Source organism: Nocardioides sp. Soil774 (assembly GCF_001428125.1).
Classification (GTDB): Bacteria; Actinomycetota; Actinomycetes; order Propionibacteriales; family Nocardioidaceae; genus Nocardioides.
This window is the reverse complement of sequence record NZ_LMSM01000007.1, coordinates 242,538-267,666: the sequence shown is the minus strand read 5'-3', so window position 1 is coordinate 267,666 and position 25,129 is coordinate 242,538. Positions and strand designations below refer to the sequence as shown.

At 72.6% G+C, this 25,129-nt stretch carries 26 protein-coding genes; 19 read left to right on the top strand and 7 right to left on the bottom strand.

Annotated features, from left to right (window positions below; genetic code table 11):
• Window position 1: 1 nt before the first annotated feature.
• Genes ASG76_RS11070 through ASG76_RS11060 form a run of 3 tightly spaced genes read left to right on the top strand, consistent with a single transcriptional unit; the run spans window position 2 to window position 3,530 of the window.
• Window positions 2–1,114: an energy-coupling factor transporter transmembrane component T gene (locus ASG76_RS11070; RefSeq protein WP_082587446.1), complete on the top strand. Its 1,113-nt coding sequence runs from the start codon at window positions 2–4 to the stop codon at window positions 1,112–1,114.
• A complete protein-coding gene (locus ASG76_RS11065; RefSeq protein WP_056602736.1) occupies window positions 1,111–2,706 on the top strand; it encodes an ABC transporter ATP-binding protein in 1,596 nt (531 codons plus the stop codon). The genes ASG76_RS11070 and ASG76_RS11065 overlap by 4 nt, the downstream gene beginning before the upstream one ends.
• On the top strand, window positions 2,703–3,530 hold the full coding sequence (locus tag ASG76_RS11060) for an ECF transporter S component (protein WP_235529536.1): 828 nt from the start codon (window positions 2,703–2,705) through the stop codon (window positions 3,528–3,530). The genes ASG76_RS11065 and ASG76_RS11060 overlap by 4 nt, the downstream gene beginning before the upstream one ends.
• Window positions 3,531–3,557: 27 nt before the next feature.
• On the opposite strand, the gene ASG76_RS11055 is transcribed toward ASG76_RS11060, so the two are convergent.
• Genes ASG76_RS11055 through ASG76_RS11045 form a run of 3 tightly spaced genes read right to left on the bottom strand, consistent with a single transcriptional unit; the run spans window position 3,558 to window position 6,149 of the window.
• The gene (locus ASG76_RS11055) at window positions 3,558–4,682 is read right to left on the bottom strand and encodes a PQQ-dependent sugar dehydrogenase (protein ID WP_056602735.1); all 1,125 of its coding nucleotides are present in this window, start codon (window positions 4,680–4,682) and stop codon (window positions 3,558–3,560) included.
• The gene (locus ASG76_RS11050; RefSeq protein WP_235529534.1) at window positions 4,679–5,545 is read right to left on the bottom strand and encodes an EamA family transporter; all 867 of its coding nucleotides are present in this window, start codon (window positions 5,543–5,545) and stop codon (window positions 4,679–4,681) included. The genes ASG76_RS11055 and ASG76_RS11050 overlap by 4 nt, the downstream gene beginning before the upstream one ends.
• A 10-nt stretch (window positions 5,546–5,555) precedes the next feature.
• Window positions 5,556–6,149 carry a PadR family transcriptional regulator gene (locus tag ASG76_RS11045; protein ID WP_082587445.1) on the bottom strand — a complete coding sequence of 198 codons (594 nt, stop codon included), beginning with the start codon at window positions 6,147–6,149 and terminating at the stop codon, window positions 5,556–5,558.
• A 68-nt stretch (window positions 6,150–6,217) separates the two neighbouring features.
• On the opposite strand from ASG76_RS11045, the gene ASG76_RS11040 reads away from it, so the two are divergent.
• From ASG76_RS11040 to ASG76_RS11010, 7 genes are all read left to right on the top strand, one after another.
• Window positions 6,218–7,321, top strand: a complete 1,104-nt coding sequence (locus tag ASG76_RS11040) for a WD40/YVTN/BNR-like repeat-containing protein (protein ID WP_056602731.1) — start codon at window positions 6,218–6,220, stop codon at window positions 7,319–7,321.
• Window positions 7,322–7,645: 324 nt separating this feature from the next.
• On the top strand, window positions 7,646–8,248 hold the full coding sequence (locus tag ASG76_RS11035; RefSeq protein ID WP_056602729.1) for a helix-turn-helix domain-containing protein: 603 nt from the start codon (window positions 7,646–7,648) through the stop codon (window positions 8,246–8,248).
• A 44-nt stretch (window positions 8,249–8,292) separates the two neighbouring features.
• Complete coding sequence (gene ilvD, locus ASG76_RS11030; RefSeq protein ID WP_056602728.1) at window positions 8,293–9,984, top strand: dihydroxy-acid dehydratase; 1,692 nt, start codon at window positions 8,293–8,295, stop codon at window positions 9,982–9,984.
• A gap of 25 nt (window positions 9,985–10,009) precedes the next feature.
• Window positions 10,010–11,224 carry a kynureninase gene (gene kynU, locus ASG76_RS11025; protein WP_056602726.1) on the top strand — a complete coding sequence of 405 codons (1,215 nt, stop codon included), beginning with the start codon at window positions 10,010–10,012 and terminating at the stop codon, window positions 11,222–11,224.
• Entirely contained in the window at window positions 11,221–11,988 is a 768-nt protein-coding gene (locus ASG76_RS11020) for a GNAT family N-acetyltransferase (RefSeq protein ID WP_235529532.1), read from the top strand. Before kynU ends, ASG76_RS11020 begins: the two co-directional genes overlap by 4 nt.
• Window position 11,989: 1 nt before the next feature.
• Window positions 11,990–12,406, top strand: a complete 417-nt coding sequence (locus tag ASG76_RS11015; protein ID WP_056602724.1) for a VOC family protein — start codon at window positions 11,990–11,992, stop codon at window positions 12,404–12,406.
• The gene (locus ASG76_RS11010) at window positions 12,403–12,846 is read left to right on the top strand and encodes a deoxycytidylate deaminase (RefSeq protein ID WP_056602722.1); all 444 of its coding nucleotides are present in this window, start codon (window positions 12,403–12,405) and stop codon (window positions 12,844–12,846) included. The genes ASG76_RS11015 and ASG76_RS11010 overlap by 4 nt, the downstream gene beginning before the upstream one ends.
• Here ASG76_RS11010 and ASG76_RS11005 read toward each other — a convergent pair.
• On the bottom strand, window positions 12,833–13,282 hold the full coding sequence (locus ASG76_RS11005) for a DUF6973 domain-containing protein (RefSeq protein WP_056602720.1): 450 nt from the start codon (window positions 13,280–13,282) through the stop codon (window positions 12,833–12,835). The two genes, ASG76_RS11010 and ASG76_RS11005, sit on opposite strands and share 14 nt — an antisense overlap.
• Before the next feature lie 25 nt (window positions 13,283–13,307).
• Between ASG76_RS11005 and ASG76_RS11000 the strand changes: the two genes are divergently transcribed.
• From ASG76_RS11000 to ASG76_RS10960, 9 genes are all read left to right on the top strand, one after another.
• Window positions 13,308–14,324 carry a S66 peptidase family protein gene (locus ASG76_RS11000; RefSeq protein ID WP_056602709.1) on the top strand — a complete coding sequence of 339 codons (1,017 nt, stop codon included), beginning with the start codon at window positions 13,308–13,310 and terminating at the stop codon, window positions 14,322–14,324.
• A gap of 68 nt (window positions 14,325–14,392) precedes the next feature.
• Window positions 14,393–15,079 carry a 4a-hydroxytetrahydrobiopterin dehydratase gene (locus ASG76_RS10995; protein ID WP_056602891.1) on the top strand — a complete coding sequence of 229 codons (687 nt, stop codon included), beginning with the start codon at window positions 14,393–14,395 and terminating at the stop codon, window positions 15,077–15,079.
• A gap of 250 nt (window positions 15,080–15,329) precedes the next feature.
• Window positions 15,330–17,075: an acetolactate synthase large subunit gene (locus ASG76_RS10990; protein WP_056602707.1), complete on the top strand. Its 1,746-nt coding sequence runs from the start codon at window positions 15,330–15,332 to the stop codon at window positions 17,073–17,075.
• Window positions 17,076–17,077: 2 nt separating this feature from the next.
• Window positions 17,078–17,623 (top strand): acetolactate synthase small subunit, encoded by a 546-nt coding sequence (ilvN, locus tag ASG76_RS10985; protein ID WP_056602705.1) that lies wholly within the window; start codon window positions 17,078–17,080, stop codon window positions 17,621–17,623.
• A gap of 36 nt (window positions 17,624–17,659) precedes the next feature.
• On the top strand, window positions 17,660–18,688 hold the full coding sequence (gene ilvC, locus ASG76_RS10980; RefSeq protein ID WP_056602703.1) for a ketol-acid reductoisomerase: 1,029 nt from the start codon (window positions 17,660–17,662) through the stop codon (window positions 18,686–18,688).
• A 126-nt stretch (window positions 18,689–18,814) separates the two neighbouring features.
• The gene (gene efeO / locus ASG76_RS10975; protein ID WP_056602701.1) at window positions 18,815–19,696 is read left to right on the top strand and encodes an iron uptake system protein EfeO; all 882 of its coding nucleotides are present in this window, start codon (window positions 18,815–18,817) and stop codon (window positions 19,694–19,696) included.
• Window positions 19,693–20,940 carry an iron uptake transporter deferrochelatase/peroxidase subunit gene (gene efeB, locus ASG76_RS10970; protein WP_056602699.1) on the top strand — a complete coding sequence of 416 codons (1,248 nt, stop codon included), beginning with the start codon at window positions 19,693–19,695 and terminating at the stop codon, window positions 20,938–20,940. The genes efeO and efeB overlap by 4 nt, the downstream gene beginning before the upstream one ends.
• A gap of 37 nt (window positions 20,941–20,977) precedes the next feature.
• Window positions 20,978–22,450: a purine-cytosine permease family protein gene (locus tag ASG76_RS10965; RefSeq protein ID WP_056602696.1), complete on the top strand. Its 1,473-nt coding sequence runs from the start codon at window positions 20,978–20,980 to the stop codon at window positions 22,448–22,450.
• A 40-nt stretch (window positions 22,451–22,490) separates the two neighbouring features.
• Window positions 22,491–23,195, top strand: a complete 705-nt coding sequence (locus ASG76_RS10960) for a DsbA family oxidoreductase (protein ID WP_056602694.1) — start codon at window positions 22,491–22,493, stop codon at window positions 23,193–23,195.
• Here the strand turns inward: ASG76_RS10960 and ASG76_RS10955 are convergent.
• From ASG76_RS10955 to ASG76_RS10945, 3 genes are read right to left on the bottom strand one after another with little or no spacing between them, the layout of a single operon-like run.
• Window positions 23,192–23,761, bottom strand: coding sequence for a YdeI/OmpD-associated family protein (locus ASG76_RS10955; protein WP_235529547.1), 570 nt, complete (start codon window positions 23,759–23,761; stop codon window positions 23,192–23,194). The genes ASG76_RS10960 and ASG76_RS10955 overlap by 4 nt on opposite strands.
• 48 nt (window positions 23,762–23,809) lie before the next feature.
• Window positions 23,810–24,532 (bottom strand): hypothetical protein, encoded by a 723-nt coding sequence (locus tag ASG76_RS10950; RefSeq protein WP_056602691.1) that lies wholly within the window; start codon window positions 24,530–24,532, stop codon window positions 23,810–23,812.
• On the bottom strand, window positions 24,529–25,107 hold the full coding sequence (locus ASG76_RS10945) for an RNA polymerase sigma factor (RefSeq protein WP_056602689.1): 579 nt from the start codon (window positions 25,105–25,107) through the stop codon (window positions 24,529–24,531). The genes ASG76_RS10950 and ASG76_RS10945 overlap by 4 nt, the downstream gene beginning before the upstream one ends.
• Between the last annotated feature and the right edge of the window lie 22 nt (window positions 25,108–25,129).

Here is a 25,129-nt window from a genome sequence, read left to right as displayed (position 1 = left end):
CGTGACCGGACCGGCCGCGCCCCTGTCGGGCTTGCCGCGTGACCTGCACCCGCTCGCCTGGTGGTCCTGGGCGATCGGGCTGGCCACCGCGGCGAGCCTGACGACGAACCCCCTGCTGCTGCTCCTCGTCATGGGGTCGGCGACAGTGGTGGTCATGGCGCGCCGGTCCGGTCACCCCTTCGGACGCTCGTTCCGGCTCTACGTGATGCTGGCCGTGCTGACGGTCGTGCTGCGCGTGGTCTTCCGCATCGTCTTCGGCGGCCAGGAGATCGGCCACGTGCTGCTCGACCTGCCCGAGGTGCCGCTGCCCGACTGGGCCGCCGGGATCCGCCTGCTCGGGCCGGTGACGCGCGAGGCGCTGCTGGCCGGGTTGTACGACGGCCTCCGGCTCGCCGCGATCATCCTCTGCGTCGGGGCGGCGAACTCGCTCGCCAACCCCAAGCGCCTCCTGGCCACGGTGCCGCCCGCGCTCTACGAGATCGGCACCGCGCTCGTCATGGCCGTCACGATCTTCCCGCAGCTCGCCGACAGCGCCCGGCGGGTGCGCGCCGCCCAGGCACTGCGGGGTGGGGCGACCTCCGGGGTGGGCCGACTGCGCCGGTTCCTCGTGCCGGTCCTCGAGGACGCCCTCGAACGCTCCCTCTCGCTCGCCGCGGGCATGGACACCCGCGGCTACGGCCGCTCCGGGGAAGCGACCCCGCGCGAGCGGCGTGTCACCGGGTCGCTGCTGCTGCTGGCGCTGCTCGGGATCTGCGTCGGCACCTATGCCTGGCTGGACCCGACCGCGCCGCGGGTGCTGGCCCTGCCGATGCTCGGAGCCGGCCTCGCGACCGCCGTCCTGGGCATGGCCAGCGCCGGCCGTCGCGTCCACCGCACGCGCTACCGCCCCGATCCCTGGCGCGCACCCGAGCTCGTAACGGTCGCGACCGGCCTCGTGGTCGCCCTCCTCGGCTGGTGGGTCGCCCACACCCAGGTCGTCGTCGCCTACCCGGGCGTCGACCTCGCGCCCTACCTCTCCCCGCTCGCGCTGGTCGTCGGCGTCCTCGGTGCCGTGCCCGCGCTCGCGACCCCGGTGCCGGCGAGCGCGGTCGCGCGGCAGGAGGTGGTCGCATGATCGAGCTGCGAGGCGTCGGCCTGCGCTACGACGGGCACGACGTGCTGCGCGATGTCGACCTCACGCTCGAGGAGGGCGAGCTCGTGCTCGTCGCCGGGCGCACCGGCGTCGGCAAGTCCACCCTCCTCGGCGTCGTGACCGGTCTCGTGCCCCGCTTCACCGGCGGGGTCCTCACCGGCGACGTGCTGCTCGACGGCGTCAGCATCGTGGAGCAACCGCCGCGCGAGCGGGCCCACCTCGTGGGCTACGTCGGCCAGGACCCGCTCGCGGGGTTCGTGACCGACACGGTCGAGGAGGAGCTGGCCTACGGCATGGAGCAGCTGGCAGTGGCGCCCGAGACGATGCGACGTCGCGTCGAGGAGACGCTCGACCTCCTCGGGATCGCCGACCTCCGCGCGCGGGACCTGCGCACCCTGTCCGGCGGGCAGCAGCAGCGGGTCGCGATCGGGTCGGTCCTCACCACGCACCCGCGCGTCCTCGTCCTCGACGAGCCCACCTCCGCCCTCGACCCCACCGCCGCCGAGGACGTCCTGGCCACCATCACCCGGCTGGTGCACGACCTCGGCCTGACCGTGGTCCTGGCCGAGCACCGGCTCGAGCGCGTGGTGCCGTTCGCCGACCGGATCGCGCTGGTCACCGGCGACGGCGGCATCCGCGTCGGCGACCCGCAGCAGGTGCTCGCCGACTCGCCCGTCGCCCCTCCGCTCGTCGAGCTGGGCCGGCTCGCCGGTTGGGAGCCCCTCCCGCTGACCGTCCGTGACGCGCGCAGGGCGGCCCGGTCGCTGCCCGCCCTCGCGCCGCCGGCCCCGCGGCCGGTCCGGTCACGCGAGCCGCGGCTCACCGCGCGCGGGGTGACGGTCGTCCACGGCGCCCACGTCGCGGTCCGCGAGGTCGACCTGACCCTCTCGGCCGGACAGGTCACCGTCCTGATGGGACGCAACGGCTCGGGCAAGTCCAGCCTCATCTGGGCGCTGCAGGGCTCCGGGCGGCGACGCTCGGGGACGGTGGACGTGGACGGTGACGACCCGGCCGCGCTCGCGCCGGCGCAGCGGCGTACGCACGTCGGGCTCGTGCCGCAGACCGCCGCCGACCTGCTCTACCTCGAGACGGTCGCGGAGGAGTGCGCGGCCGCCGACGCCGGCGCTGATGCCGCCCCCGGCACCTGCCGCGGACTCCTCGACCGGCTCGCCCCGGGCATCGTCGACACCACCCACCCGCGCGACCTCTCCGAGGGCCAGCGGCTCGCGCTCGCCCTGGCGATCGTGCTCTGCGCGCGCCCGCCGGTGGTGCTGCTCGACGAGCCCACCCGTGGCCTCGACTACGCCGGCAAGGCGGAGCTCGCGCGGATCGTGGCGGACCTCGCCCGCGACGGCCGTGCGGTCCTGCTCGCCACGCACGACGTCGAGTTCGCCGCGCACGTCGCCGACGACGTGCAGGTGCTGGCCGAGGGGGAGATCGTCTCCAGCGGACCGCCGCAGCGGGTGCTCGCCGAGTCGCCGTCCTACGCCCCGCAGGTCACCAAGGTGCTGGGCGCTCCCTGGCTCGTCGTGGAGGACGTCGCCACCGCGCTGGCGGGAGGTGGCGCAGCGTGAGCACCGTGCAGGACAGCAGCCGTGCCGGCGCCCCCACCGGCGTCGCCCTGCCCATCGGCCCCCGCACCGCAGCCGTCCTCGTCCTGGCCTCGCTCGCCGGGCTCATGATGCTCTGCTGGCCGCTGCTGCTCGAGGCGCAGCCCGGCGAGCGGGTCGAGCCGCCGTTCCTCTTCCTCTTCCTGCTGCCCCTCGTGGTGGTCGTCGTCCTCGCTGAGATGGGGGAGGGCGGCATGGACTCCCGGGTGCTGGCGGTCCTGGGCGTGCTGTCCGCCGTCAACGCCGTGATGCGCGGCCTCGGTGCTGGCACCGCCGGCATCGAGCTCGTGTTCTTCCTGCTGGTGCTGGGCGGGCGGGTGTTCGGGGCGGGGTTCGGCTTCGTGCTGGGCTGCACCTCGTTGTTCGCCTCGGCGCTGCTCACCGCGGGCGTGGGTCCGTGGTTGCCGTTCCAGATGATCTGCTCGGCGTGGGTCGGCATGGGCGCAGGCCTGCTGCCGCGACGGGTGGGCGGCCGCGCCGAGATCGCGATGCTGGTCGCCTACGCGGTCGTCGCGTCGTACCTCTTCGGGCTGCTGATGAACCTCAGCTTCTGGCCCTTCGCCCTCGGCATCGTGGTGCCCGGCCACGAGGGCTCGCTGTCCTACGTCGCGGGCGCCCCGGTGCTCGACAACGCGCACCGGTTCCTCGTCTACACGCTGCTCACCTCGACCGGCGGGTGGGACACCGGCCGTGCGGTCACCACGGGGATCGCGATCGTGGTGCTCGGCCCCGCGATCCTCACCACGCTGCGCCGGGCGGCGCGGCGCGCGGTGGTCCGTCCGGGCTGAGCCGGACCGAGTCCGGGTCGACCGGGCTCAGGGCTCGACGACCACGATCCGGTCGTCCTCGGGCGTCGGCTCACCGCGACCGTCCCGGTTGGACGTGGTCACCCACAGCCGGCCGTCCGGGGCGGTGGCCACGGTGCGCAGGCGCCCGTAGTCCTCGGTGAACCATGCCGTCGGGTGCGACGCCCGGCCGTCCGCGGAGACGTCGATGCGCCACAGGCGTCGACCCCGCAGCCCCGCCATCCAGAGCCGGCCGTCGGCGTACGCCAACCCGCTGGGGGAGGCCTCCTCCACCGGCCACACGAGCTGGGGGTCGACGTAGTCCGGCGCGCCGCCGCTGCCCTCGACCTCGGGCCAGCCGTAGTTGCCGCCCTTCTCGATCAGGTTGAGCTCGTCCCACGTCGAGTCGCCGAACTCCGAGGCCCACAGGCGACCCTGGTCGTCCCACGCGAGGCCCTGGACGTTGCGGTGGCCCAGCGACCACACGGGGGAGTCGGGGTCGGGGTTGCCTGGTGCGGGGTCGCCGTCGGTCGTGATCCGCAGGATCTTGCCGGCCAGGCTGTCGGGGTCCTGCGCGAGGCTGGGGTCGCCGGTCTCGCCGGTGGTGACGTAGAGGTAGCCGTCGGGACCGAAGGCGATGCGGCCGCCGTCGTGGATGAAGCCCGCGGGGATGCCGTCGAGCACGACCGTGGGCGGGCCGAGGCTCGAACCGTCCAGCTCGGCACGGACCACGCGGTTGTCGGAGCTGCTCGTGAGGTAGAAGAACAGCGTCCGGTCGTCCTCGAAGTCCGGGGAGACCGCGACGCCGAGGAGCCCTGCCTCGCCCTGCGGCACGGCTGCGGTGATGACGCCGAGGGTGCTCGTCGTGCCGTCGGCCGCGACGCGCAGGACCCGCCCGCTCGTCCGTTCGGTCACCACGCCGGAGCCGTCCGGCAGGAAGTCCACGCCCCACGGCACCTCGAGCCGGTCGACGAGCGTGTCGACCGCGCGGGGCGCGTCGCCGGGCTCGCCGGCCGGCTCGTCGCTCGGGGTGGGCTGGCTCGCGAGATCGGTGGGCTGCGTCGTGCGGGGCACCGGCTCGGAGGTGGTCCCGGCGCACCCGGTGGCCGCGCCCAGCACCAGCGCCAGCGAGGGGAGGGCCAGGCGGGGTGTCATGTGGCGATTGTGCCGGGTGCCGCCGAAGACCTGGTCGCTCCCACCGAGGCGACGACGACGCAGGCGATCGCCAGCCACTGGAGCGGCGAGAGGTGCTCGTGCAGCACCACGATGGCTGCCAGGGCTGCGGCCGCGGGTTCCATGCTCATCAGGATGCCGAACACCGCCGGGCGCAGGCTGCGCAGCGCGACGAGCTCGCAGCTGTAGGGGATCACCGAGCTGAGGAGTCCTACGAGGGCGCCGAGGAGGAGCACCCGCCCGTCCCACAGGCTTCCGCCTGCGCTCAGCAGCGCGGGCAGCGTCATCGCCGTGGCTGCGGCGACGCTCGCCACCGCCAGGCCGTCGAAGCCCGCCCACCGGCGTCCCGTGCTGGCACTGAGCAGGATGTACGCCGCCCACGCGGCGCCGGCGAGCAGGGCGTACGCCACGCCGAGCAGGTCCAGCCCGGTGCGCTGGAAGCCCAGCAGGGCCACCCCGGCGCCGGCCAGCACCACCCAGGTGAGGTCGCGGGCGCGTCGTGAGCCCAGCACGGCCAGCGTCAGCGGACCGATGAACTCGATCGTGACCGCGATGCCCAGCGGGATGCGCGAGAACGACTGGTAGATCGCCCAGTTCATCGTGGCCAGGCTCGCGCCGAAGCCCAGCACGACGACCCAGTCGCGGCGGCTACGGCCGGTGATCCGTGGGCGGGTGGCCGCGGCGAGCACCAGGGCGCTGGTGACCAGGCGGAGCCAGACCATCGCTGTCGGCGAGATCTCGCCGAACAGGCCCTTGGCGATGGCGGCGCCCAGCTGGACCGCCAGGATCCCGACCAGCACCAGGCCCACGGGGCCGAGCTGGGTCCGGCTCGGGCGGGTGGTCACCCGCCTCACCCTAGGCAGTGGCGGTCTCGCCCTCCGGGCCGGTCTCACCGAGGCTCGCCAGCGCGAGCCGGGTGTGCCTCTTCTCGGCGTCGAAGTAGTCCAGTCCCCAGTCCGCGACGAGCGAGGGGAACCGGAAGGGCTGGCCGGGCTCGTCGGCGCCCCTGAGGCTCTCGCGCACCGCCGACAGGTCGGCCAGCGCCTGGTCGAGCTCGGCGACGTAGTCGTGCAGCATCTGCCGGGTCTGCTCGGTCTCCGTGACGTGCCCGATGAGCAGCCGCAGCAGCACGGGGTGCTTCAGCACGGGGAACCCGGCGGGGGTCTGGTCCATCCAGGCGCGCAGCGCCTCCTGGCCCGCGTCCGTGATGGCGTACGTCGTGACCTCCCGCCCGTCCTCCCGCCCACCGTCCCGTCGGACGTCGGCGACGACCAGGCCGCGGTCGCTGAGCCGGCGGAGCTCGGTGTAGATCTGGCTCATCGCGGGGGAGACCCAGTAGAAGCGGAGCGTGACGTCGGCGCGCTGCTTGATCTCGTAGCCCGTCAGCTCGTCGCCGAAGGTGAGCAGGCCGAGGATCGCGTATCCGGTCACCGGGATGTCTTGACTCATCGCCACTCGAGAGTAGTGTTCCTAATCGGAATAGTCACGTAGTGACACCATCTGCTGACGGAGGACAGATGTCGCGCACGCTGCTCATGGTCGGGACCCGCAAGGGCCTGTGGCTCGGCACCTCCGACGAGGAACGCCGGTCGTGGGAGTGGACCGGGCCCCACTTCCCGATGGAGGAGGTCTACTCCGTCATGGTCGACACCCGCGGGGGCTCGCCGCGTCTGCTGGCGGGTGCGTCGTCGAGCTGGCTGGGCCCCCAGGTCTGGCGCTCCGACGACCTCGGGGGGTCGTGGGGCGAGACCCCCAACGGCGCGGCCCGCTTCCCCGAGGACACCGGCGCGACCCTGGCCCGCGTGTGGCAGCTGCAGCCCGGCGTGTCGGCCGACGGCGGCGAGGGCATCGTCTGGGCCGGCACCGAGCCCGGCGCGGTCTTCCGCTCCGAGGATCGGGGCGAGACCTTCTCGCTCGTCCGCGGGCTCTGGGACCACCCGCACCGCCCGGAGTGGAACGCGGGCTTCGGGGGTCAGGCCTTCCACACGATCCTGCCGCACCCGACCGACCCCGACCGGGTCCTGGCCGCGCTCTCCACCGGCGGGGTCTACGTGACCGCCGACGGGGGCGAGTCGTGGTCGGCGTCCAACACCGGCATCAAGGCCGAGTTCTTCCCCGGCGAGCGCAACTACCCCGAGTTCGGGCAGTGCGTGCACAAGGTCGCTCGCGACGCGGTCGACCCCGAGCGCCTCTACCTGCAGAACCACGGCGGCGTCTACCGCTCCGACGACGGCGGGGCGTCCTGGCAGGACATCGCTGCGACCCTGCCGACCGACTTCGGGTTCGCCATGGTCACCCACCCGCACCGCGGCGACACCGCCTACAACTTCCCCATCGACGGCGCCGAGGGTCGCTGGCCGGTCGACGGCAAGGCGCGCGTCTACCGCACCGTCGACGCGGGCACCTCGTGGGAGCCGCTCGGCGAGGGCAGCCTTCCCGAGGGCTACTACGCCGCGGTGATGCGCGACGCGATGTGCGTCGACGACCACGACCAGGCCGGCCTCTACTTCGGCGGGCGCAACGGCGGGGTGTGGGCCTCGCCCGACGAGGGCACTTCCTGGCAGGAGATCCACAAGGACCTGCCCGACGTCCTCGTCGTACGCGCCGCCAAGATCGACTGACCGCGACCGCCTCCCCGTCCAGATCCCGACCGGCTCCCCGTCCGGCTGCCCGCCCGGTTTGCCAGACCGCTCGTCGCCTCGCTTGGCGATGAGTCGCTGGGCGACTCAAGGCCAAGGGGTGAGGGGACGGCGCGGTGACCGGAGCAGCCGTCGGGCGACTCGGGCCATCGCGGACCAGGAGACGTCCACAGGCCGGCCCTGAGGTCGGGTGAGGGCGGCCCCTGTGGACGACGCCGTCGGGATGTCGGTGCCGCTGCCTGTCATGGGTGTACGACGTCGCCCGACCGGGCGGCGCCGACACACCGGGACGGGGAGCGTGAGGCAATGGACGACATCGACGCGGCGACGTGGGACTCGATGGCCAACTGGACCGAGGCCGAGCGCGAGTGGTGGTGGATGGGGCCGTTCAAGGGTCACGTCCCCGGCATCGTCCGGCGGGTCCGGCGCATCCTCGACGTATCGCAGCGCGGACTGGCCGAGATCCTCGGTGTGTCTCAGTCCCAGGTGGCGCGGTGGGAGACCGCGCGCACCAGCCCGAGGGTCGCGATGGTCCTGCGCCTGCTGGAGCTCGCAGGAGTGGAGGTGCGGCTCACCGATCGCGACACGGGCGCGGAGGTGGCACCCATGCGGGAGGACGGCGCGCGCAAGCACGGGGGCAGCAGGTATCCCGCGCACACCGACCTCAAGGCGGCGCACTGGTGGATCCCGCGTCGGTTGCGGTCGATGACGTCGGTGGAGGCGTACGACGCTCGCGACCGCTCGCGTCGCCGGCGGGATCCAGGGATCCGGTTCACCCTCTCGCCGCACCGGAAGGGGATCGAGCGGTGGCTGCACGGGACGCCTGACGACCACCCCGCCGTGCACCAGCTCGCCGCCGAGGTGGAGTGGTGCGACGAGCAGCGCGAACGTCGTCGCGCAGGCAGGTGAGACGCGGGCGCCGGGTGGATCCGGCCGCGGCTAGCCTGACGTCCATGACCCACGCAGGCGACGCCCCCGACATCAAGCCCCGCAGCCGCGACGTCACCGACGGACTCGAGGCGACCGCTGCCCGCGGGATGCTGCGCGCGGTGGGCATGGGTGACGACGACTGGGTGAAGCCCCAGATCGGGGTCGCGTCGAGCTGGAACGAGATCACCCCGTGCAACCTGTCGCTCGACCGGCTGGCCAAGGCGGTGAAGAACGGCGTGCACGCCGCCGGTGGCTTCCCGCTGGAGTTCGGCACCATCTCGGTCTCCGACGGGATCTCGATGGGTCACGAGGGCATGCACTTCTCCCTCGTCAGCCGCGAGGTGATTGCCGACTCCGTCGAGACCGTGATGATGGCCGAGCGGCTCGACGGCTCGGTCCTGCTCGCCGGGTGCGACAAGTCGCTGCCCGGGATGCTGATGGCCGCCGCGCGCCTCGACCTCGCGAGCGTCTTCCTCTACGCCGGCACGATCATGCCCGGCCAGGTCGACGGCAAGGACGTCACGATCATCGACGCCTTCGAGGCGGTCGGCGCGTGCCTGGCCGGCAAGATCAGCCGCGAGAAGGTAGACGAGATCGAGCGCGCGATCTGTCCCGGCGAGGGCGCGTGCGGCGGGGCGTACACCGCCAACACGATGGCCAGCGTGGCCGAGGCCCTCGGCATGTCGCTGCCGGGCAGCTCCAGCCCGCCGGCCGTGGACCGTCGCCGCGACGGCTTCGCCCACAAGTCCGGCGAGGCCGTCGTCGAGATGCTCCGCAAGGGCATCACCGCCCGCCAGATCATGACCAAGCCGGCCTTCGAGAACGCCATCGCGATGGCGATGGCCCTCGGCGGCTCCACCAACGCCGTGCTCCACCTGCTCGCGATCGCCCGTGAGGCCGAGGTCGACCTCACCCTCGACGACTTCACCCGCATCGGCAAGAACGTGCCGCACCTGGCCGACATGAAGCCCTTCGGCCGCTTCGTGTGGACCGACTTCGACCGCGTCGGCGGCATCCCCGTGCTGCTGCGAGCGCTGCTCGACGCGGGTCACCTGCACGGCGACGTGCTCACCTGCACCGGCAAGACGATGGCGGAGAACCTCGCCGACCTCGACCCCAAGCCCCTCGACGGCGAGATCCTGCGCCAGCTCGACCGCCCGATCCACGCCACCGGCGGTCTCACCATCCTCAAGGGCTCCCTCGCCCCCGACGGTGCCGTCGTCAAGAGCGCCGGCTTCGACGACTCCACCTTCACCGGCACCGCGCGCGTCTTCGACGGTGAGCGCAAGGCGCTCGACGCGCTCGCCGAGGGGGCGATCAAGGCCGGTGACGTCGTGGTGATCCGCTACGAGGGCCCCAAGGGTGGCCCCGGCATGCGGGAGATGCTCGCCATCACCGGCGCGATCAAGGGAGCCGGCCTTGGCAAGGACGTCCTGCTGATCACCGACGGTCGGTTCTCCGGGGGCACGACGGGCCTGTGCGTGGGCCACATCGCCCCCGAGGCCAGCGACGGCGGCCCGATCGCCTTCCTCCGTGACGGCGACCGGATCACCCTCGACGTGGCCAGCATGAGCCTCGACGTCGACCTCGACGAGGCCGAGCTGGCCCAGCGCGCCGAGGGCTGGGAGCCGCTGCCGCCGAAGTACACCCGCGGCGTGCTCGGCAAGTACCGCAAGGTCGTGCAGTCCGCGGCCCACGGCGCCGTCTGCTACTGACGCACCGGCCGGATAGGTTGCGGAGGTGAGCACCTCCACCTCCGCGACCGGGCTCGACGCCGCCGACCCGCTGGCGCACTTCCGCGATCGGTTCGTCGGCGCCGGCAGTGACCTCGTCTACTTCGACGGCAACTCCCTCGGCCGCCCCGTCGCGACCGCGGCCGAGCGCCTCACCGACTTCGTCGAGCACGAGTGGGGCGGCCGGCTGATCCGCGGCTGGGACGAGCGCTGGATGGACCTGCCCACCACCCTCGGCGACGACCTCGGCCGGGTCTGCCTGGGCGCCGCGCCGGGCCAGACCGCCGTCGGTGACTCGACCACCGTCTGGCTCTACAAGCTGATGCGGGCTGCCGTCGACCACGCCGTGCGCACCGACCCTGCGCGCACCGAGATCGTCATCGACACCGACAACTTCCCGACCGACCGCTACGTCGCCGAGGGCATCGCCGCCGAGCGCGGCCTGACGCTGCGCTGGATCGAGGTCGACACCTCAGCCGGCGTCACCGCCGACCAGCTGCGCGAGGTCGTGGGGGAGCGCACCGCGCTGGTCGTGCTCAACCACGTGGCCTACCGCTCGGCCTGGCTGGCCGACGCACCCGAGCTCACCCGCATCGCCCACGACGCCGGCGCCCTGGTGCTCTGGGACCTCTGCCACTCCGCCGGTGCGGTCGCGGTCGACCTCGACGCGTGGGACGCCGACCTCGCCGTCGGCTGCAGCTACAAGTACCTCAACGGCGGCCCCGGCTCGCCGGCCTTCGGCTACGTGGCGCAGCGGCTCCAGGGCGAGCTCACCCAGCCGATCCAGGGCTGGATGGGCCATGCCGACCCGTTCCTCATGGGCCCGGGCTACACGCCCGCCTCGGGCATCCGGCGCTTCATCTCCGGCACCCCGCCGATCCTGGGGATGGTCGCGATGCAGAGCATGCTCGAGCTGGTCGAGGAGGCCGGGATCGAGGCGATCCGCGCCAAGTCCGTCGCGCTGACGTCGTACGCCGTCGAGCTCGCCGACGCGACGCTGCCCGAGGTCACCCTCGCCTCGCCGCGCGACCCCGCGCAGCGCGGCGGCCACGTGACGCTGCACCACGAGCGGATGCGCGAGGTGACCGCACGCCTGTGGGAGCGCGACGTCATCCCCGACTACCGCGACCCCGGCGGGCTGCGGATCGGGCTGTCGCCGCTGTCGACGTCGTTCGACGAGGTCGAGCGCGGCATGGCCGCGGTCGCGGAGGCGCTGCGGTGAGCGGGCCGGTGGGGGTGCGGCTCTCGGCCACGCGGACGAGGAGCACCAACGACCACGGGCAGCCGCTCGGCCGGCCCGTCGACTGGTCGGGCGCCAGACCGCCAGCGAAGGACGTCGTCCTCGAGGGGCGCGGCGTCCGGCTCGAACCGATCGGGGAGCGGCACGTCGACGACCTCCTCCGGGCCCTGTGCCGCCCCGACGACGAGCCGACGTGGACCTACCTGTTCTGGGAGCGCCCGCGCGACCGCGACGAGATGGCGGCGATCGTCGAGCACGGCGCCGCCGATCCCGGACAGGTCATGTACGCCATCGTCCCGGTCGAGACGGGCCGCGCGGCGGGCTTCTGCTCGTTGATGCGCATCGATCCTGTCATGGGGTCGATCGAGGTGGGCGGCATCGCGTTCGGCCGCCAGCTCCAGCGCAGCCGCGCCGCCACCGAGGCGATGGCGCTGCTCCTGCGGCTCGCGTTCGACGACCTGGGCATGCGGCGCTACGAGTGGAAGTGCGACAGCCTCAACGCGCCGTCGCGCCGCGCGGCGCTGCGGCTCGGCTTCATCTGGGAGGGACGCTTCCGCAACGCGGTCGTCTACAAGGGCCGCAACCGCGACACCGACTGGTTCTCCATCACCGACCTCGAGTGGCCGCGTGTGCGGGCGGCGCTCGACGCCTGGCTCGACGACGCCAACTTCGACGACGCCGGTCGCCAGCGCGCCCGGCTCGCGGCCCGGCCCGCGCCGGCCGGCCGTGCCGAGCAGGAGGACTGAGATGGACCAGCGGGTCAGCTTCATCACCCTCGTGGTGACCGACCTCGACGCCACCCGGCGCTTCTACGTCGACGGCCTCGGGTGGGAGCCCGAGCTCGACGTGCCGGGCGAGGTGCTGATGTTCAAGGTGGCCGAGAAGGTCGTGCTCAGCCTGTGGGTGGAGGACGGCTTCGTCGCGGAGGTCGGGCACGCCCCGGCGCGCGGCGGCGTCCCGCCGGTCACGCTGTCGCACAACCTCGCCACCACCCAGGGCGTCGACACCGTCCTGGAGCAGGCGCGGGTGGCCGGGGCCTCGCACGTGGGCGAGGCCAGTGAGCGCGACTGGGGCGGCTACGGCGGCTACTTCGCCGACCCCGACGGCTTCCGGTGGGAAGTCGCCTACAACCCGGGCGACATCGGGCAGTCTGTGCTCCCGTGAGCGAGCACCCGACCGCGGTCCCCGGCTGGGACGACTACTTCCTCGGCATCGCCTCCGCGGTCTCCGCGCGCGCCAAGTGCACGCGCCGCCGGGTCGGGGCGGTGCTGACGATCGACCACCGCATCATCGCGACCGGCTACAACGGAGCCGCCCCGGGCGAGGACGACTGCCTGATGGGAGCCTGCCCGCGCGGCCGGCTGGGCTACGACGACGTGCCGGGGCTCGGTGACTACGACCGGCCCGGCACGGCCGGTTTCTGCATCGCGATCCACGCCGAGGTCAATGCACTGCTCTTCGCCACGCGCGACACCAAGGGCGCCACCGCCTACATCACCGACCCGCCGTGCCCGGGCTGCCGCAAGGCGCTGGCGGCCGCCGGGGTCGTACGGGCCGTGTGGCCCGACGGCGAGCACGACCGGCAGGGCCTCACCGCCTGGTGACCCAGACCAGCTCCTCGGCCTCCCACTTCGCCAGCGCCACGGGCACCAGGGCGGCCATGGCCTCACCCGGGCCGAGCGTGCGGAGGTCGTCGGCGTTGTCGACGCCGTAGGACTGGCCGACCCCGTTGTTGTGCTGGTCGACCCGGGAGTCGCGCGTGCTCGGCGTCCCGGCCTCCTGCGCCGCGGCGATGGTGCGGGCGGCGTCGAGGCCGAACTTCGCGGTGAGCGCGGCCTGCCACATGAAGTGCCGCATCGCGTTGGTGCGCCCGGGCACGCCGCGGCCGTGCCTGGCGGAGGCCTGCAGCGCGGCCTGTGAGATGCGCAGCGACTCGAGCGCGCCGGACTGTCCCAGTCCTGCCTTCAGGGCCGCGGCGTAGAGCCGCGGCACCCCGGTCGATGCGTGGATGGCCTGCTGCACGGCGTCTCCGAAACCCATGGACACACAGTGACAGACTCCTGACATGACCGGTCCGCTGCGCTTCCCACGCCCGCTCCGCCCCGGTGACCGCATCGGTGTCACGTCGCCGTCGGCCGGAGTGGAGGGGCCGGGCGCTGCCCGCATCGAGCTCTGCGTCGCCTGGCTCCGCGAGCGCGGCTACGACGTCGAGGTCGGCGCCTGCATGGACGGCTCCGCCATCACCTCCGCCCCCGCCGAGCAGCGGGCCGCCGAGCTCACCCGGATGCTGGCCGACCCCGACATCGCGTGCGTGGTGCCGCCGTGGGGTGGTGAGACCGCGATCGACCTGGTCGACCTCCTCGACTGGGACGCCCTCGCCGACGCCGAGCCGACCTGGCTGGTCGGCTACTCCGACATGTCCACCGTGCTGCTGCCGATCACGACGAGGCTCGGGTGGGCGACCCTGCACGGCGACAACCTCGCGGACACGCCGTACGCCGTCCCCGACGGCCTGCTGCACTGGCTCGACCTGGCCGGCGGCGAGGGGCCCTTCGTCCAGCGCGGCTCCGGCCTCGTCGCGACCTGGGTGCGCTTCGAGGAGGACGTCCGCGCTACGCAGTGGCGGCCGGTGTCGAGCGGGACGTGGGAGGTCGAGGGCGGCGGCAGCCTCGACGTCTCCGGGCGGCTGGTCGGCGGGTGCACCGAGACCGTCGGCCACCTCGCCGGCACACCGTACGGCGACGTGCGGGGCTGGGCCGAGGCGCTGGACGAGCCCACGATCGTCTACCTCGAGGCCTGCGAGAGCGACGCCGTCGACATCTGCCGGCACCTGCACGGGATGCGGCTGGCCGGCTGGTTCGACCGTGCGGCCGCCGTCCTGGTCGGGCGCACCAACGCCCCCGACCACCACGAGATGACGCAGCGCGAGGCCGTGCTCGACGCCCTCGGGCGGCTGGACCTGCCGATCGTGTGGGACCTCGAGATCGGGCACGTGCCGCCGCACCTGCCGCTGGTCAACGGAGCGCTGGCCCACGTCGTGGTCGACGGTGAGCGCCAGGAGATCACCCAGACCCTGCGCTGAGGCCCGGGGTCGGAGGTCCCGGGGTCGCAGGGGTGGCCGCTGTCGGTGCCGCGTGGCAGGGTCGCGTCATGAGCGGATCGGACCCGAAGGCCAGGCTCTCCCACGACCAGATCCTCGAGGCGGGCCTCGACGACTGGCGCAAGGTGCTCAACCGGCTCAAGGCGCGGTTCCGCACCGGCGACTTCGCCACGGGTCTCGCGCTGGTCGACCGGATCGGCGCGGCCGCCGAGGAGGCCGGGCACCACCCCGACGTCTCGCTGACCTACCCCGAGGTGATCGTCACCCTCGTCAGCCACGACGTCGGCGGCATCACCACCCGAGACATCGACCTCGCGCGGCGGATCAGCGGCTTCGCCGCGGAGATGGGGGCCACGGCGGACGTCTCCGGGCTGACCCAGGTCGAGCCCGGCCTCGACACCGCCGACGGAGCCAGGCTGGCCCCGTTCTACGCCGCCCTCATCGGCGGCGAGCTCCAGGACGGCGAGCCCGTGGACCCCAGCGGGCAGGTGTCGACGCTGTGGTTCCAGGAGCCGCCGACGAGCGAGGACGAGACCGGCCCGGAGCTTCCGGCCCAGGAGCCCGAGCAGCGCTGGCACCTCGACGTCTGGGTGCCCCACGACGAGGGGGAGCGACGCCTGCAGGCGGTGCTCGACGCGGGCGGACGCCTCGTCAGCGACGCCGCCGAGCCGTCGTACTGGGTGGTCGAGGACGCCGACGGCAACCGGTCGTGCATCTGCACGCCCCTCGGTCGCTGACGACTCTCCGTGCCACATGGTGGGACCGGCGTTCCACATGTTGGGACGACTGGCACACTGGGTTGACGCCGGACGCCCCCGGCGACGACGGTTGTCGCATGCGCACCGAGATTCTTGTACGCACGCGACGCGTGAGCTGAGGCCCCCCGGCCGCAGGCACACGCGTCACCCCTCGTCGCCCACCGGGCCGAGGGGTTTTTTGTTGGGCGAGCACCGCACACCCGATCCACCGAGCCAAGGAAGAAGACCCATGAGCGAGCAGGGCGGACAGGTCACCGGAGCGCAGAGCCTCGTGACGTCCCTCGAGGCGGCCGGCGTCACCGACATCTTCGGGATCCCCGGTGGCGCGATCCTCCCGGCCTACGACCCGCTCATGGACTCCCAGCGGATCCGGCACATCCTGGTGCGCCACGAGCAGGGCGCCGGCCACGCCGCCCAGGGCTACGCGTCCGCGACCGGCCGGGTGGGCGTCTGCATGGCGACCTCGGGACCGGGCGCGACCAACCTGGTGACCCCGCTGGCCGACGCCCACATGGACTCGGTGCCGATGGTGGCCGTCACCGGCCAGGTCGGCGCCGCGATGATCGGCACCGACGCCTTCCAGGAGGCCGACATCCGCGGCATCACGATGCCGATCACCAAGCACAACTTCTTGGTCACCGACCCGGCCGACATCCCGCGCACGATCGCCGAGGCCTTCCACATCGCCTCCACCGGCCGGCCCGGTCCGGTGCTGGTCGACGTGGCCAAGTCCGCGCTCCAGGCCCAGACGACGTTCGCGTGGCCGAGCGAGCTGCAGCTGCCGGGCTACCGGCCCGTCACCACCCCGCACGCCAAGCAGATCAAGGAGGCGGTGCGGCTCATCAAGGAGGCCCGCCGCCCGGTGCTCTACGTCGGTGGCGGCGTGATCCGGTCCCGCGCCTCGCACGAGCTGGCCCAGCTGGCGGCACTGACCGGGATCCCGGTCGTCACCACCTTGATGGCGCGCGGCGCCTTCCCCGACAGCAACCCCCAGCACCTCGGCATGCCCGGCATGCACGGCACGGTCGCGGCGGTCGCGGGCCTGCAGAAGAGCGACCTGATCATCAGCCTGGGCGCGCGCTTCGACGACCGCGTCACCGGCAACCTCGACTCCTTCGCCCCGAACGCCCTGGTCGTCCACGCCGACATCGACCCGGCCGAGATCGGCAAGAACCGCCACGCCGACGTGCCGATCGTCGGCGACTGCAAGGAGGTCATCGCCCAGCTCGTGGCGCTCCTGCAGGCTGAGGGCGCCGACGGCGACTACGAGGCGTGGGTCGCCTTCCTCGCCGGGCTCAAGCAGAGCTACCCGCTCGGCTACGACACCCCGACCGACGGCTCGCTGGCCCCGCAGTACGTCATCGAGCGGCTCGGCGCGATCGCCGGACCGGACACGATCTTCACCTCCGGCGTCGGGCAGCACCAGATGTGGGCGGCGCACTTCATCGACTACGAGCGGCCCAACACCTGGCTCAACTCCGGCGGCCTGGGGACCATGGGCTTCTCGGTCCCGGCCGCGATGGGCGCCAAGGTCGGCATGCCCGACAGCACCGTCTGGGCCATCGACGGCGACGGCTGCTTCCAGATGACCAACCAGGAGCTGGCCACCTGCGCGATCAACGACATCCCGATCAAGGTCGCGATCATCAACAACGAGTCGCTCGGCATGGTGCGCCAGTGGCAGACGCTGTTCTACAACGAGCGCTACTCCAACACCGACCTGCACTCCAAGCGGATCCCCGACTTCGTCAAGCTCGCCGACGCCTACGGCTGCGTGGGCCTGGCCTGCGAGTCGCCCGACGACGTCGACGCGACCATCGAGAAGGCCATGGGCATCGACGACCAGCCCGTCGTGGTCGACTTCCGGGTGCACCGCGACGCGATGGTGTGGCCGATGGTCGCCGCCGGCTCCAGCAACGACGAGATCCAGTACGCGCGCGACCTCGCGCCCCAGTTCGACGAGGATGACCTCTGACCATGAGCAAGCACACCCTGAGCGTCCTGGTGGAGAACAAGCCGGGCGTCCTGGCCCGGATCGCTGGCCTGTTCTCGCGCCGCGGCTTCAACATCGACAGCCTCGCCGTGGGCCCGACCGAGCACCCCGAGATCTCGCGGATGACGATCGTGGTCAACGTGGAGGAGTCGCCGCTCGAGCAGGTCACCAAGCAGCTCAACAAGCTCGTCGAGGTCATCAAGATCGTCGAGCTCGACGGGCCGGGCTCGGTCAACCGCGAGCTGCTGCTGGTCAAGGTCCGCGCCGACGCCGCCTCGCGCGGCTCGGTGCTCGACGCCGTGCAGCTGTTCCGCGCCAAGGTCGTCGACGTCGCGCCCGACGCGATCACGGTGCAGGCCGTCGGCAACGCCGACAAGCTCGCCGACCTGCTGCGGGTGCTCGAGCCCTTCGGCGTGCGCGAGCTCGTGCAGTCGGGCATGGTCGCGATCGGTCGCGGCTCGCGTTCGATCAGCGAGCGTCCGCAGCGCCCCACCATCGTCCCCGCCCCCGTGTCCGCCATCGCCCACTGACCACCCCTGATCCACCCACTAGAAGGAGAGCCCCCCGTGGCTGAGATGTTCTACGACGACGACGCCGACCTGAGCCTGATCCAGGGCAAGAACGTCGCGGTGATCGGCTACGGCAGCCAGGGCCACGCCCACGCGCTGTCGCTGCGCGACTCCGGCGTCGACGTCCGGATCGGCCTGCAGCCCGGCTCGAAGAGCCGCGACAAGGCCGAGGCCGAGGGCCTGCGCGTCCTCACCCCGCGCGAGGCGGCGGAGGAGTCCGACGTGATCGTGATCCTCGCCCCCGACCAGCACCAGCGCAAGCTCTACGCCGAGGAGATCGAGCCCGCCCTGACCCCGGGCGACACGCTCGTCTTCGGCCACGGCTTCAACATCCGCTTCGGCTACATCACCCCGCCCGAGGGCGTCGACGTCTTCATGGTCGCGCCCAAGGGGCCGGGCCACCTCGTGCGTCGCGAGTACGTCGACGGGCGCGGCGTGCCGGTGCTCGTCGCGGTCGAGAAGGACGAGTCCGGCGAGGCCTGGGACCTCGCGCTGTCCTACGCCAAGGCCATCGGCGGCCTGCGCGCCGGCGGCATCAGGACCACGTTCACCGAGGAGACCGAGACCGACCTGTTCGGTGAGCAGGCCGTGCTCTGCGGCGGCGCCTCGCAGCTGGTGCAGTACGGCTTCGAGGTCCTCACCGAGGCCGGCTACCAGCCCGAGGTCGCCTACTTCGAGTGCCTGCACGAGCTGAAGCTCATCGTCGACCTGATGTACGAGGGCGGGATCGCCAAGCAGCGCTGGTCGGTCTCCGACACCGCCGAGTTCGGTGACTACGTCTCCGGCCCGCGGGTCATCACGCCCGAGGTGAAGAAGAACATGGAGGACGTGCTCGCCGACATCAAGAACGGCGCGTTCGCCGAGCGGTTCATCACCGACATGGACAACGGCTCGCCCGAGTTCACCGAGTTCCGCAAGAAGGCCGAGGCGCACCCGATCGAGCAGACCGGTCGCGAGCTGCGCAAGCTCATGGCCTGGGTGAAGTCGCACGACACCGACTACGTCGAGGGCAGCTCCGCCCGCTGACCCAGCGCACGCCGTACGGCGCGTCGGACGACCACACGTGGTCGCGCCGGCGCGCCGTACGCGCGTCCGGAGGCTCACAACCCACCCGGTGACTTAGGTAAGGCTTACCTAAGTGATAATGGGTGCATGACGCCTCGGCCACGCCTCCTCGCCCTCACCACCTCGCTCGCCACCACCCCGCTCCTGCTGACCGGCTGCGCCGACGACTCCGGGTCCGGCACTCGTGCGCAGGACCCCTCCTACCCAGCCGCCGACCCGACACTGGTCGCCTCCGCGGAACGCGCGTACGCCGAGTTCGTCTCCGACGAGGCCGACGCGTTGCTCGCGGGCACCGTCCGGTTCGCAGCTGCTGCGACCGCCGGCCAGGACGATCGCGCACGACGGCTCTATCCCGAGGTCCGCACGCACTGGGAGCGCATCGAGACGATCGCCGAGTCCTTCGGCGACCTCGACCCGCAGCTCGATGCGCGCGAGGCGGACATCGCCGAGGGTGAGGAGTGGACCGGCTGGCACCGCCTGGAGAAGGACCTGTGGCCTGCCCGTGCAGAGGGCTACAGCGCGCTCACGAGTGCCGAGCGGGCGACCCTGGCCGACGAGCTGGTCGGCGACACGCGTGAGCTCGTCTCCCGCATCGACGGGCTCGATCTCACAGTGACCGACATCGCCGACGGCTCCCGCGGCCTGCTGGAGGAGGTCGCCTCCGGCAAGGTGACGGGGGAGGAGGAGTACTGGTCGCGCACCGACCTGCACGACTTCCAGGCCAACATCGACGGGGCGGTGCGCGGCTTCCAGGACGTGCGGCCGATCGTCGAGCACGCGGACGCTGGTCTCGCGCGCGAGCTCGACCGGCGGTTCGACGGCGTGCAGGGCCTGCTCGACCGGCACCGGCGCGGTGAGGGGTTCGTCGGCTACGACGAGCTCGACACCGACGAGGTCAAGCAGCTCGCGGACGCGGTGAACGCCCTGTCCGAGCCGCTCGCCCGGCTCTCGGCGGTCGTCTCCGCATGACGGTCTCCCGGAGGTCGTTGTTCGGCGGTGGTGCGGCACTGGTCGCCGGCGGCGTCGCCCTCGACCGCGCCGTCGCGTCGCTGGGCCCCGGGCCGGTCGACGCCGGCCGGACCCACGCCTTCCGCGGGGCCCACCAGGCGGGGATCGTCACGCCGGCGCAGGACCGCCTCCACTTCGCCGCCTTCGACGTCGTCACCGACTCCCGCGCCGAGCTGGTCGACCTGCTCCGGCGCTGGACGAGCGCCGCGGAGCAGATGACCGGCGGACGAGCCGTCGGCTCCGGCGCGGTCGGCGGGGCGCCCGACCTGCCTCCCGACGACACCGGCGAGGCGATGGACCTGCCACCCGCAGGGCTCACCCTCACGTTCGGCTTCGGCCCCTCGCTCTTCCGGGACGGTGACGGCAGGGACCGGTTCGGCCTGGCCGACCGTCGACCCGCGGCCCTGCGGGACCTGCCGCACTTCCCGGGCGACGACCTCGACCCGACCCGGTCCGGCGGCGACCTGTGCGTCCAGGCCTGCGCCGACGACCCGCAGGTCGCCGTCCACGCCGTGCGCAACCTCGCCCGGATCGGCTTCGGCTCGGTCAGCGTGCGCTGGTCCCAGCTCGGGTTCGGGCGTACGTCGACCACCTCGACCGCTCAGTCCACGCCCCGCAACCTCTTCGGGTTCAAGGACGGGACAGCCAACGTCAAGGCCGAGGAGACCACCGCCCTCGACGACCACGTGTGGGTCCGCTCGGGTGACGACCCCTCGGCAGGCTGGCTGGCCGGCGGCTCCTACCTCGTCGCCCGGCGGATCGCCATGGCGATCGAGGTGTGGGACCGTCAGCCACTCGCCGATCAGCAGGCCTTCGTGGGGCGCACCAAGGCGACGGGCGCACCGCTGTCGGGCGGCGAGGAGATGACGGAGCCTGACCTCGAGAGGACCGGCGGCGACGGGCGGCCGGTGATCCCCGCCGACGCCCACGTGCGCGTCGTCCACCCGAGCCGGCACGGTGGGGCCCGGATGCTGCGCCGCGGCTACAACTTCGTCGACGGGTCGAATGCCCTGGGTGGCCTCGACGCGGGCCTGTTCTTCGTCGCCTACCTCCGTGACCCCGGCACGCACTTCGTGCCTGTCCAGCTCGCGATGTCGCGCGACGACGCGCTCATGGAGTACCTCCGGGTCACCGGCTCGGCGCTCTTCGCGGTCCCACCGGGCATCGGCCCCGGGGAGCACGTCGGCCAGTCGCTGTTCACCTGACTCGACCTCGCGACACGCGGTGAGGGACGATGCAGCCATGAGCGACACAGCGACCACCGGCTCCGGGCTCGAGAAGACCCGCCGCCTCGGCGTCGAGACCACCGGCATCGAGATCATCGAGGAGTCCGAGCGCACGGCCGAGCCGCGGGACCTGTTCTGGCCGTGGTTCGCGGCCAACGTCTCGGTCTTCGGCCTGAGCTATGCCTCGTTCGTCCTCTACTTCGGGATCTCCTTCTGGCAGGGCGTGCTCGTCTCCGTCGTCGGGATCGTGGTGTCGTTCGCGCTGTGCGGGATCATCGCGATCGCCGGCAAGCGCGGCTCGGCGCCGACGATGATCCTCAGCCGGGCCGCCTTCGGCGTGCAGGGCCAGAAGGTGCCGGGCGTGATCTCGTGGCTGGTCTCGATCGGCTGGGAGACGTTCCTCGCGATCCTGGCCGTGCTCGCGACCTCCACGATCTTCACCCGCCTCGGCTGGGGCGGCGGCACCGGCACCAAGGTCATCGCCGCCGTCGTCGTGGCGGCACTGATCGTCTCGGCGAGCGTCGCCGGCTACCACGTCATCATGCGGATGCAGTCGGTGCTGACCTGGGTCACCGGCATCGTGACCGTGCTCTACATGGTGCTCACCCTCGACGACATCGACTGGTCGGCCGTGCAGTCCGTCCCCGCAGGCTCGACCCAGGCGGTCATCGGCGCGCTGGTGATGGTGATGACCGGCTTCGGGCTCGGCTGGATCAACATCGCGGCCGACTGGTCGCGCTACCAGAAGCGCACGGCGTCCGGTCCCTCGATCGTCGCGTGGAACACCTTCGGGGGCGCGCTCGCCCCGGTGGTGCTGGTGCTCTTCGGCCTCGCACTCGCCGGCTCGTCGAGCGAGATCCTCGACGGCGTGGCCGGTGACCCCATCGGCACGCTGGCCACCCTGCTGCCGACCTGGTTCCTCGTGCCGTTCCTGCTCGCCGCGATCCTCTCGCTGGTCAGCGGCGCCGTGCTCGGCATCTACTCCTCGGGCCTGACGCTGCTCTCGCTCGGCGTGCGGCTCAAGCGCCCGCAGGCCGCCGGCGTCGACGGGGTGCTGCTCACCCTCGGCACGATCTACGTCGTCTTCCTCGCCGACAACTTCATCAACCCGTTCCAGAGCTTCCTGATCACGCTCGGCGTCCCGCTCGCGGCGTGGGCCGGGATCATGATCGCCGACCTCGCGCTGCGCAGGCGCGACTACGACGAGGAGGCGCTCTTCGACGCCTCCGGTCGCTACGGCGCCTTCGACTGGACGTCCATCGCCACGATGGTCGTGGCGTCGGTCGTGGGCTGGGGCCTGGTGATCAACACGTTCTCCGACGACGCGTCGTGGAACAACTGGCAGGGCTACCTCCTCGGCCCGCTCGGCCTCGGCGGTCGCGACGGCGCCTGGGCCTACGCCAACCTCGGTGTGCTGTTCGCCCTGCTCATCGGCCTGGTCGGCGGCTACGTCCTGCGGCGTCGTACGGTCGCGCACCAGGAGTCCTGAGCGCGGGAACACCCGGGTCAGCCGCGCTGTTGGACCGTTCGTGAAGATCGAGATCTGGTCCGACGTCGTCTGCCCCTGGTGCTACATCGGCAAGCGCCGCATCGAGAACGCCCTGGCCGCCTTCGAGCACGCCGACGAGGTCGAGGTGCACTGGCGCTCCTACCAGCTCGACCCCGGCGCACCGACCCAGCCGACCGAGAGCGCGGCCGCGATGATCGCGCGCAAGTACGGCCAGTCGGCCGCCGGTGCCCAGCAGATGCAGGACCGCGTCGAGGCGGTCGCGGCCGAGGAGGGCCTGGTCTACCGGCTCTCGCAGACCCTGCACCTCAACACCGTCGACGCCCACCGCCTGATCCACCTCGCGCACGCACAAGGTGGCAACGAGCTGCAGGGCCGCGTGAAGGAGGCGCTGCTGGCGGCGTACTTCACCGAGGCGCGCAACGTCGCCGACCACGCCGTGCTGCGCGAGGTCACGGTGGCGGCCGGGCTCGAGCCCGCGCGCGTGGAGGAGGTGCTGGCCTCGCGCGAGTTCGAGGCCGAGGTGCACGCCGACATCGAGCAGGCCCAGGCCTACGGCGCCACGGGCGTGCCGTTCTTCGTCATCGACCAGAAGTACGGCGTCTCCGGGGCGCAGCCGACCGAGACCTTCACCCAGGTGCTGGAGAGGGCGTGGTCGGACTCCCACCCCAAGATCGAGGTGCTCGCCACCGGTGACGAGTGCGGCCCGGACGGCTGCGCGATCTAGCCCTGCTGCGCCTTCTCGCCACGCGCTGCCTTCTCGGCGGTCGTCTCGACCCGCACGGCGCGGGTCTCCGCCCGCTTCGCCAGCACGATCCACGCCAGGATCGACTTCTGCGCCGACGGCGACCACGAGTCCCAGTGCGCGCGTGAGCCGGGGTGTCGCCCGAACGCCGCCGCGAGGTCGTCGGGCACGACCCGGTCCTCGACGTCGTCCATGAGGGTCCACATCCCCGAGCCCTGCGCCTCGGCGACCGCGGCGGCGCCGGCCGGCTCCATCAGCCCCGCCGCCTCGAGCCGCGCCACCCGCTGCTTGTTGGTGCGCGTCCACACGCTGCCGCGCCGGCGCGGGGAGAACCACATCATCGAGCGGTCGGTGTCGACGCCGCGCACCGTCGAGTCGACCCAGCCGAAGCGCAGCGCCTCCAGCACCGACTGCTCGTAGGAGAACGCCTGCTCGGCGGCGCGGCGACGGTTGACCACCCACACCCCGTGGGGCCGCGCGTGGTGCTCGCGCAGCCACTCGCTCCACTCCTCGACGGTGCGCGGCTCGATCCGCTCCGCGTCGTCCATCGCGCCCACGACGCGATCCTAGGCGCGAGCCGGCCGGGTCGGCCCGGCTCAGTCGTCGTGCTCGGTGTCGGAGCCGTCGCCCTCGTGCTCGTCCGTGGTGTCGTCACTGCGGCGATCCTCACCGCCGCTGTCCGTGCTGTCGCTGTCCGTGCCGTCGCGGTCGGTGCGTTCGTCGTCGGACACCGCGGGCTCCTCCGAGCCCTCGACCGATTCCTCGACCGAGTTCTCCACCGATTCCTCGACCGATTCCTCGACCGATTCCTCGACCGATTCCTCGGCCGACTCCTCGTCCGACCGGGTCGCCGAGTCGTCCCGCTCCGCGGTGGGCGGGTCCGTCGTGCCCGGTGCCTCGGCGGGCAGTCCTGCGTCGCGGTCGCCGTCCGGGACGACGGGGGAGGGGGAGGGTCGTGCGGGCCCCGGCTCGTGGTGCACGGGTGCGTGGTCGGGGTGCGGGACCTCGAAGGGCGTCAGCGTGCTCACGACCCGTGAGACGACGCGCTGCACGGGCGCCGGCAGCTCGTCGGCAGCGGCGGCGCCCACCCCGCCGGCGACCACGCCACCCGACAGCAGTGCGATCACCGCGAACGAGGCAGTGCGATGGCGACGCGACCGACCGGCCGCGAGCGGGACCGCCCCGGCAAGGACGGCCGCCAGCTCGGCCCCGACCGGGGGCGGGGCCTGCGCGGCGGTCGCCTCGAGCTCGTCCAGCAGCGCGGCGAGCGCGGGGTCGGCGAAGGCCTCGGCCAGGTCGTCGTGCGTGTGCGTGGTCACCGTCGCGCCTCCTCGTTCGTCGTGCGGGCCTCACTGGCCGCAAGTGTCCGCAGCGCCTCGAGCGCCTTGGCCTGCACCTTCTTCACCGCAGCCTCGCTGCGGCCGACCGCGGCCGCGGTCTCGGCCACCGACAGCTCGCCGAGGACCCGCAGGAGCACCACCGTGCGCTGTGCCTCGGGCAGCAGCTCGAGGAGCTCCAGTGCGGTGCCCTCGCCGAGCCGGCCGATCGCCTCCTCCTCGGCAGACGGCTGCGTACGCCGGTCGCGCGACGCGTCGTACTCACCGAGCACCGGTTGGCGCCCACGTCGTCGCAGCTCGTCGACGAGGAGGCCGTGGGCGACCGTGAAGGCCAGCGCGCGCAACCCGCCGAATCCACCGTGGGCCTCCGCCAGCCGGGGCAGCACCCGCACGAAGACCTCGTTGGTCAGGCCTTCGGGGTCCTCGGCGCCACGGATCTGCAGGTAGCCGAGGACCCGCGGGGAGAGTGTCTCGTAGACAGCACGCAGCGCGGCCGTGTCGCCGCGTGAGGCGGCGTCGACCGTCGACTCGAGATCCTCTGCCACGGGCGTGCCCATCACCTGGATCGTAGGGCCGACG

Coding starts and splice junctions, on each gene's coding strand:
- ASG76_RS11000 (WP_056602709.1), top strand. CDS start 13,308: ATGACCGGTCCGCTGCGCTTCCCACGCCCGCTCCGCCCCGGTGACCGC.
- ASG76_RS10995 (WP_056602891.1), top strand. CDS start 14,393: ATGAGCGGATCGGACCCGAAGGCCAGGCTCTCCCACGACCAGATCCTC.
- ASG76_RS10945 (WP_056602689.1), bottom strand. CDS start 25,107: ATGGGCACGCCCGTGGCAGAGGATCTCGAGTCGACGGTCGACGCCGCC.
- ASG76_RS11045 (WP_082587445.1), bottom strand. CDS start 6,149: ATGAGTCAAGACATCCCGGTGACCGGATACGCGATCCTCGGCCTGCTC.
- ASG76_RS11015 (WP_056602724.1), top strand. CDS start 11,990: ATGGACCAGCGGGTCAGCTTCATCACCCTCGTGGTGACCGACCTCGAC.
- ASG76_RS10965 (WP_056602696.1), top strand. CDS start 20,978: ATGAGCGACACAGCGACCACCGGCTCCGGGCTCGAGAAGACCCGCCGC.
- ASG76_RS10955 (WP_235529547.1), bottom strand. CDS start 23,761: ATGGACGACGCGGAGCGGATCGAGCCGCGCACCGTCGAGGAGTGGAGC.
- efeB (WP_056602699.1), top strand. CDS start 19,693: ATGACGGTCTCCCGGAGGTCGTTGTTCGGCGGTGGTGCGGCACTGGTC.
- ASG76_RS11005 (WP_056602720.1), bottom strand. CDS start 13,282: ATGGGTTTCGGAGACGCCGTGCAGCAGGCCATCCACGCATCGACCGGG.
- ilvN (WP_056602705.1), top strand. CDS start 17,078: ATGAGCAAGCACACCCTGAGCGTCCTGGTGGAGAACAAGCCGGGCGTC.
- ASG76_RS11055 (WP_056602735.1), bottom strand. CDS start 4,682: ATGACACCCCGCCTGGCCCTCCCCTCGCTGGCGCTGGTGCTGGGCGCG.
- ilvD (WP_056602728.1), top strand. CDS start 8,293: ATGACCCACGCAGGCGACGCCCCCGACATCAAGCCCCGCAGCCGCGAC.
- efeO (WP_056602701.1), top strand. CDS start 18,815: ATGACGCCTCGGCCACGCCTCCTCGCCCTCACCACCTCGCTCGCCACC.
- ASG76_RS11065 (WP_056602736.1), top strand. CDS start 1,111: ATGATCGAGCTGCGAGGCGTCGGCCTGCGCTACGACGGGCACGACGTG.
- ASG76_RS11035 (WP_056602729.1), top strand. CDS start 7,646: ATGGACGACATCGACGCGGCGACGTGGGACTCGATGGCCAACTGGACC.
- ASG76_RS11040 (WP_056602731.1), top strand. CDS start 6,218: ATGTCGCGCACGCTGCTCATGGTCGGGACCCGCAAGGGCCTGTGGCTC.
- ASG76_RS10990 (WP_056602707.1), top strand. CDS start 15,330: ATGAGCGAGCAGGGCGGACAGGTCACCGGAGCGCAGAGCCTCGTGACG.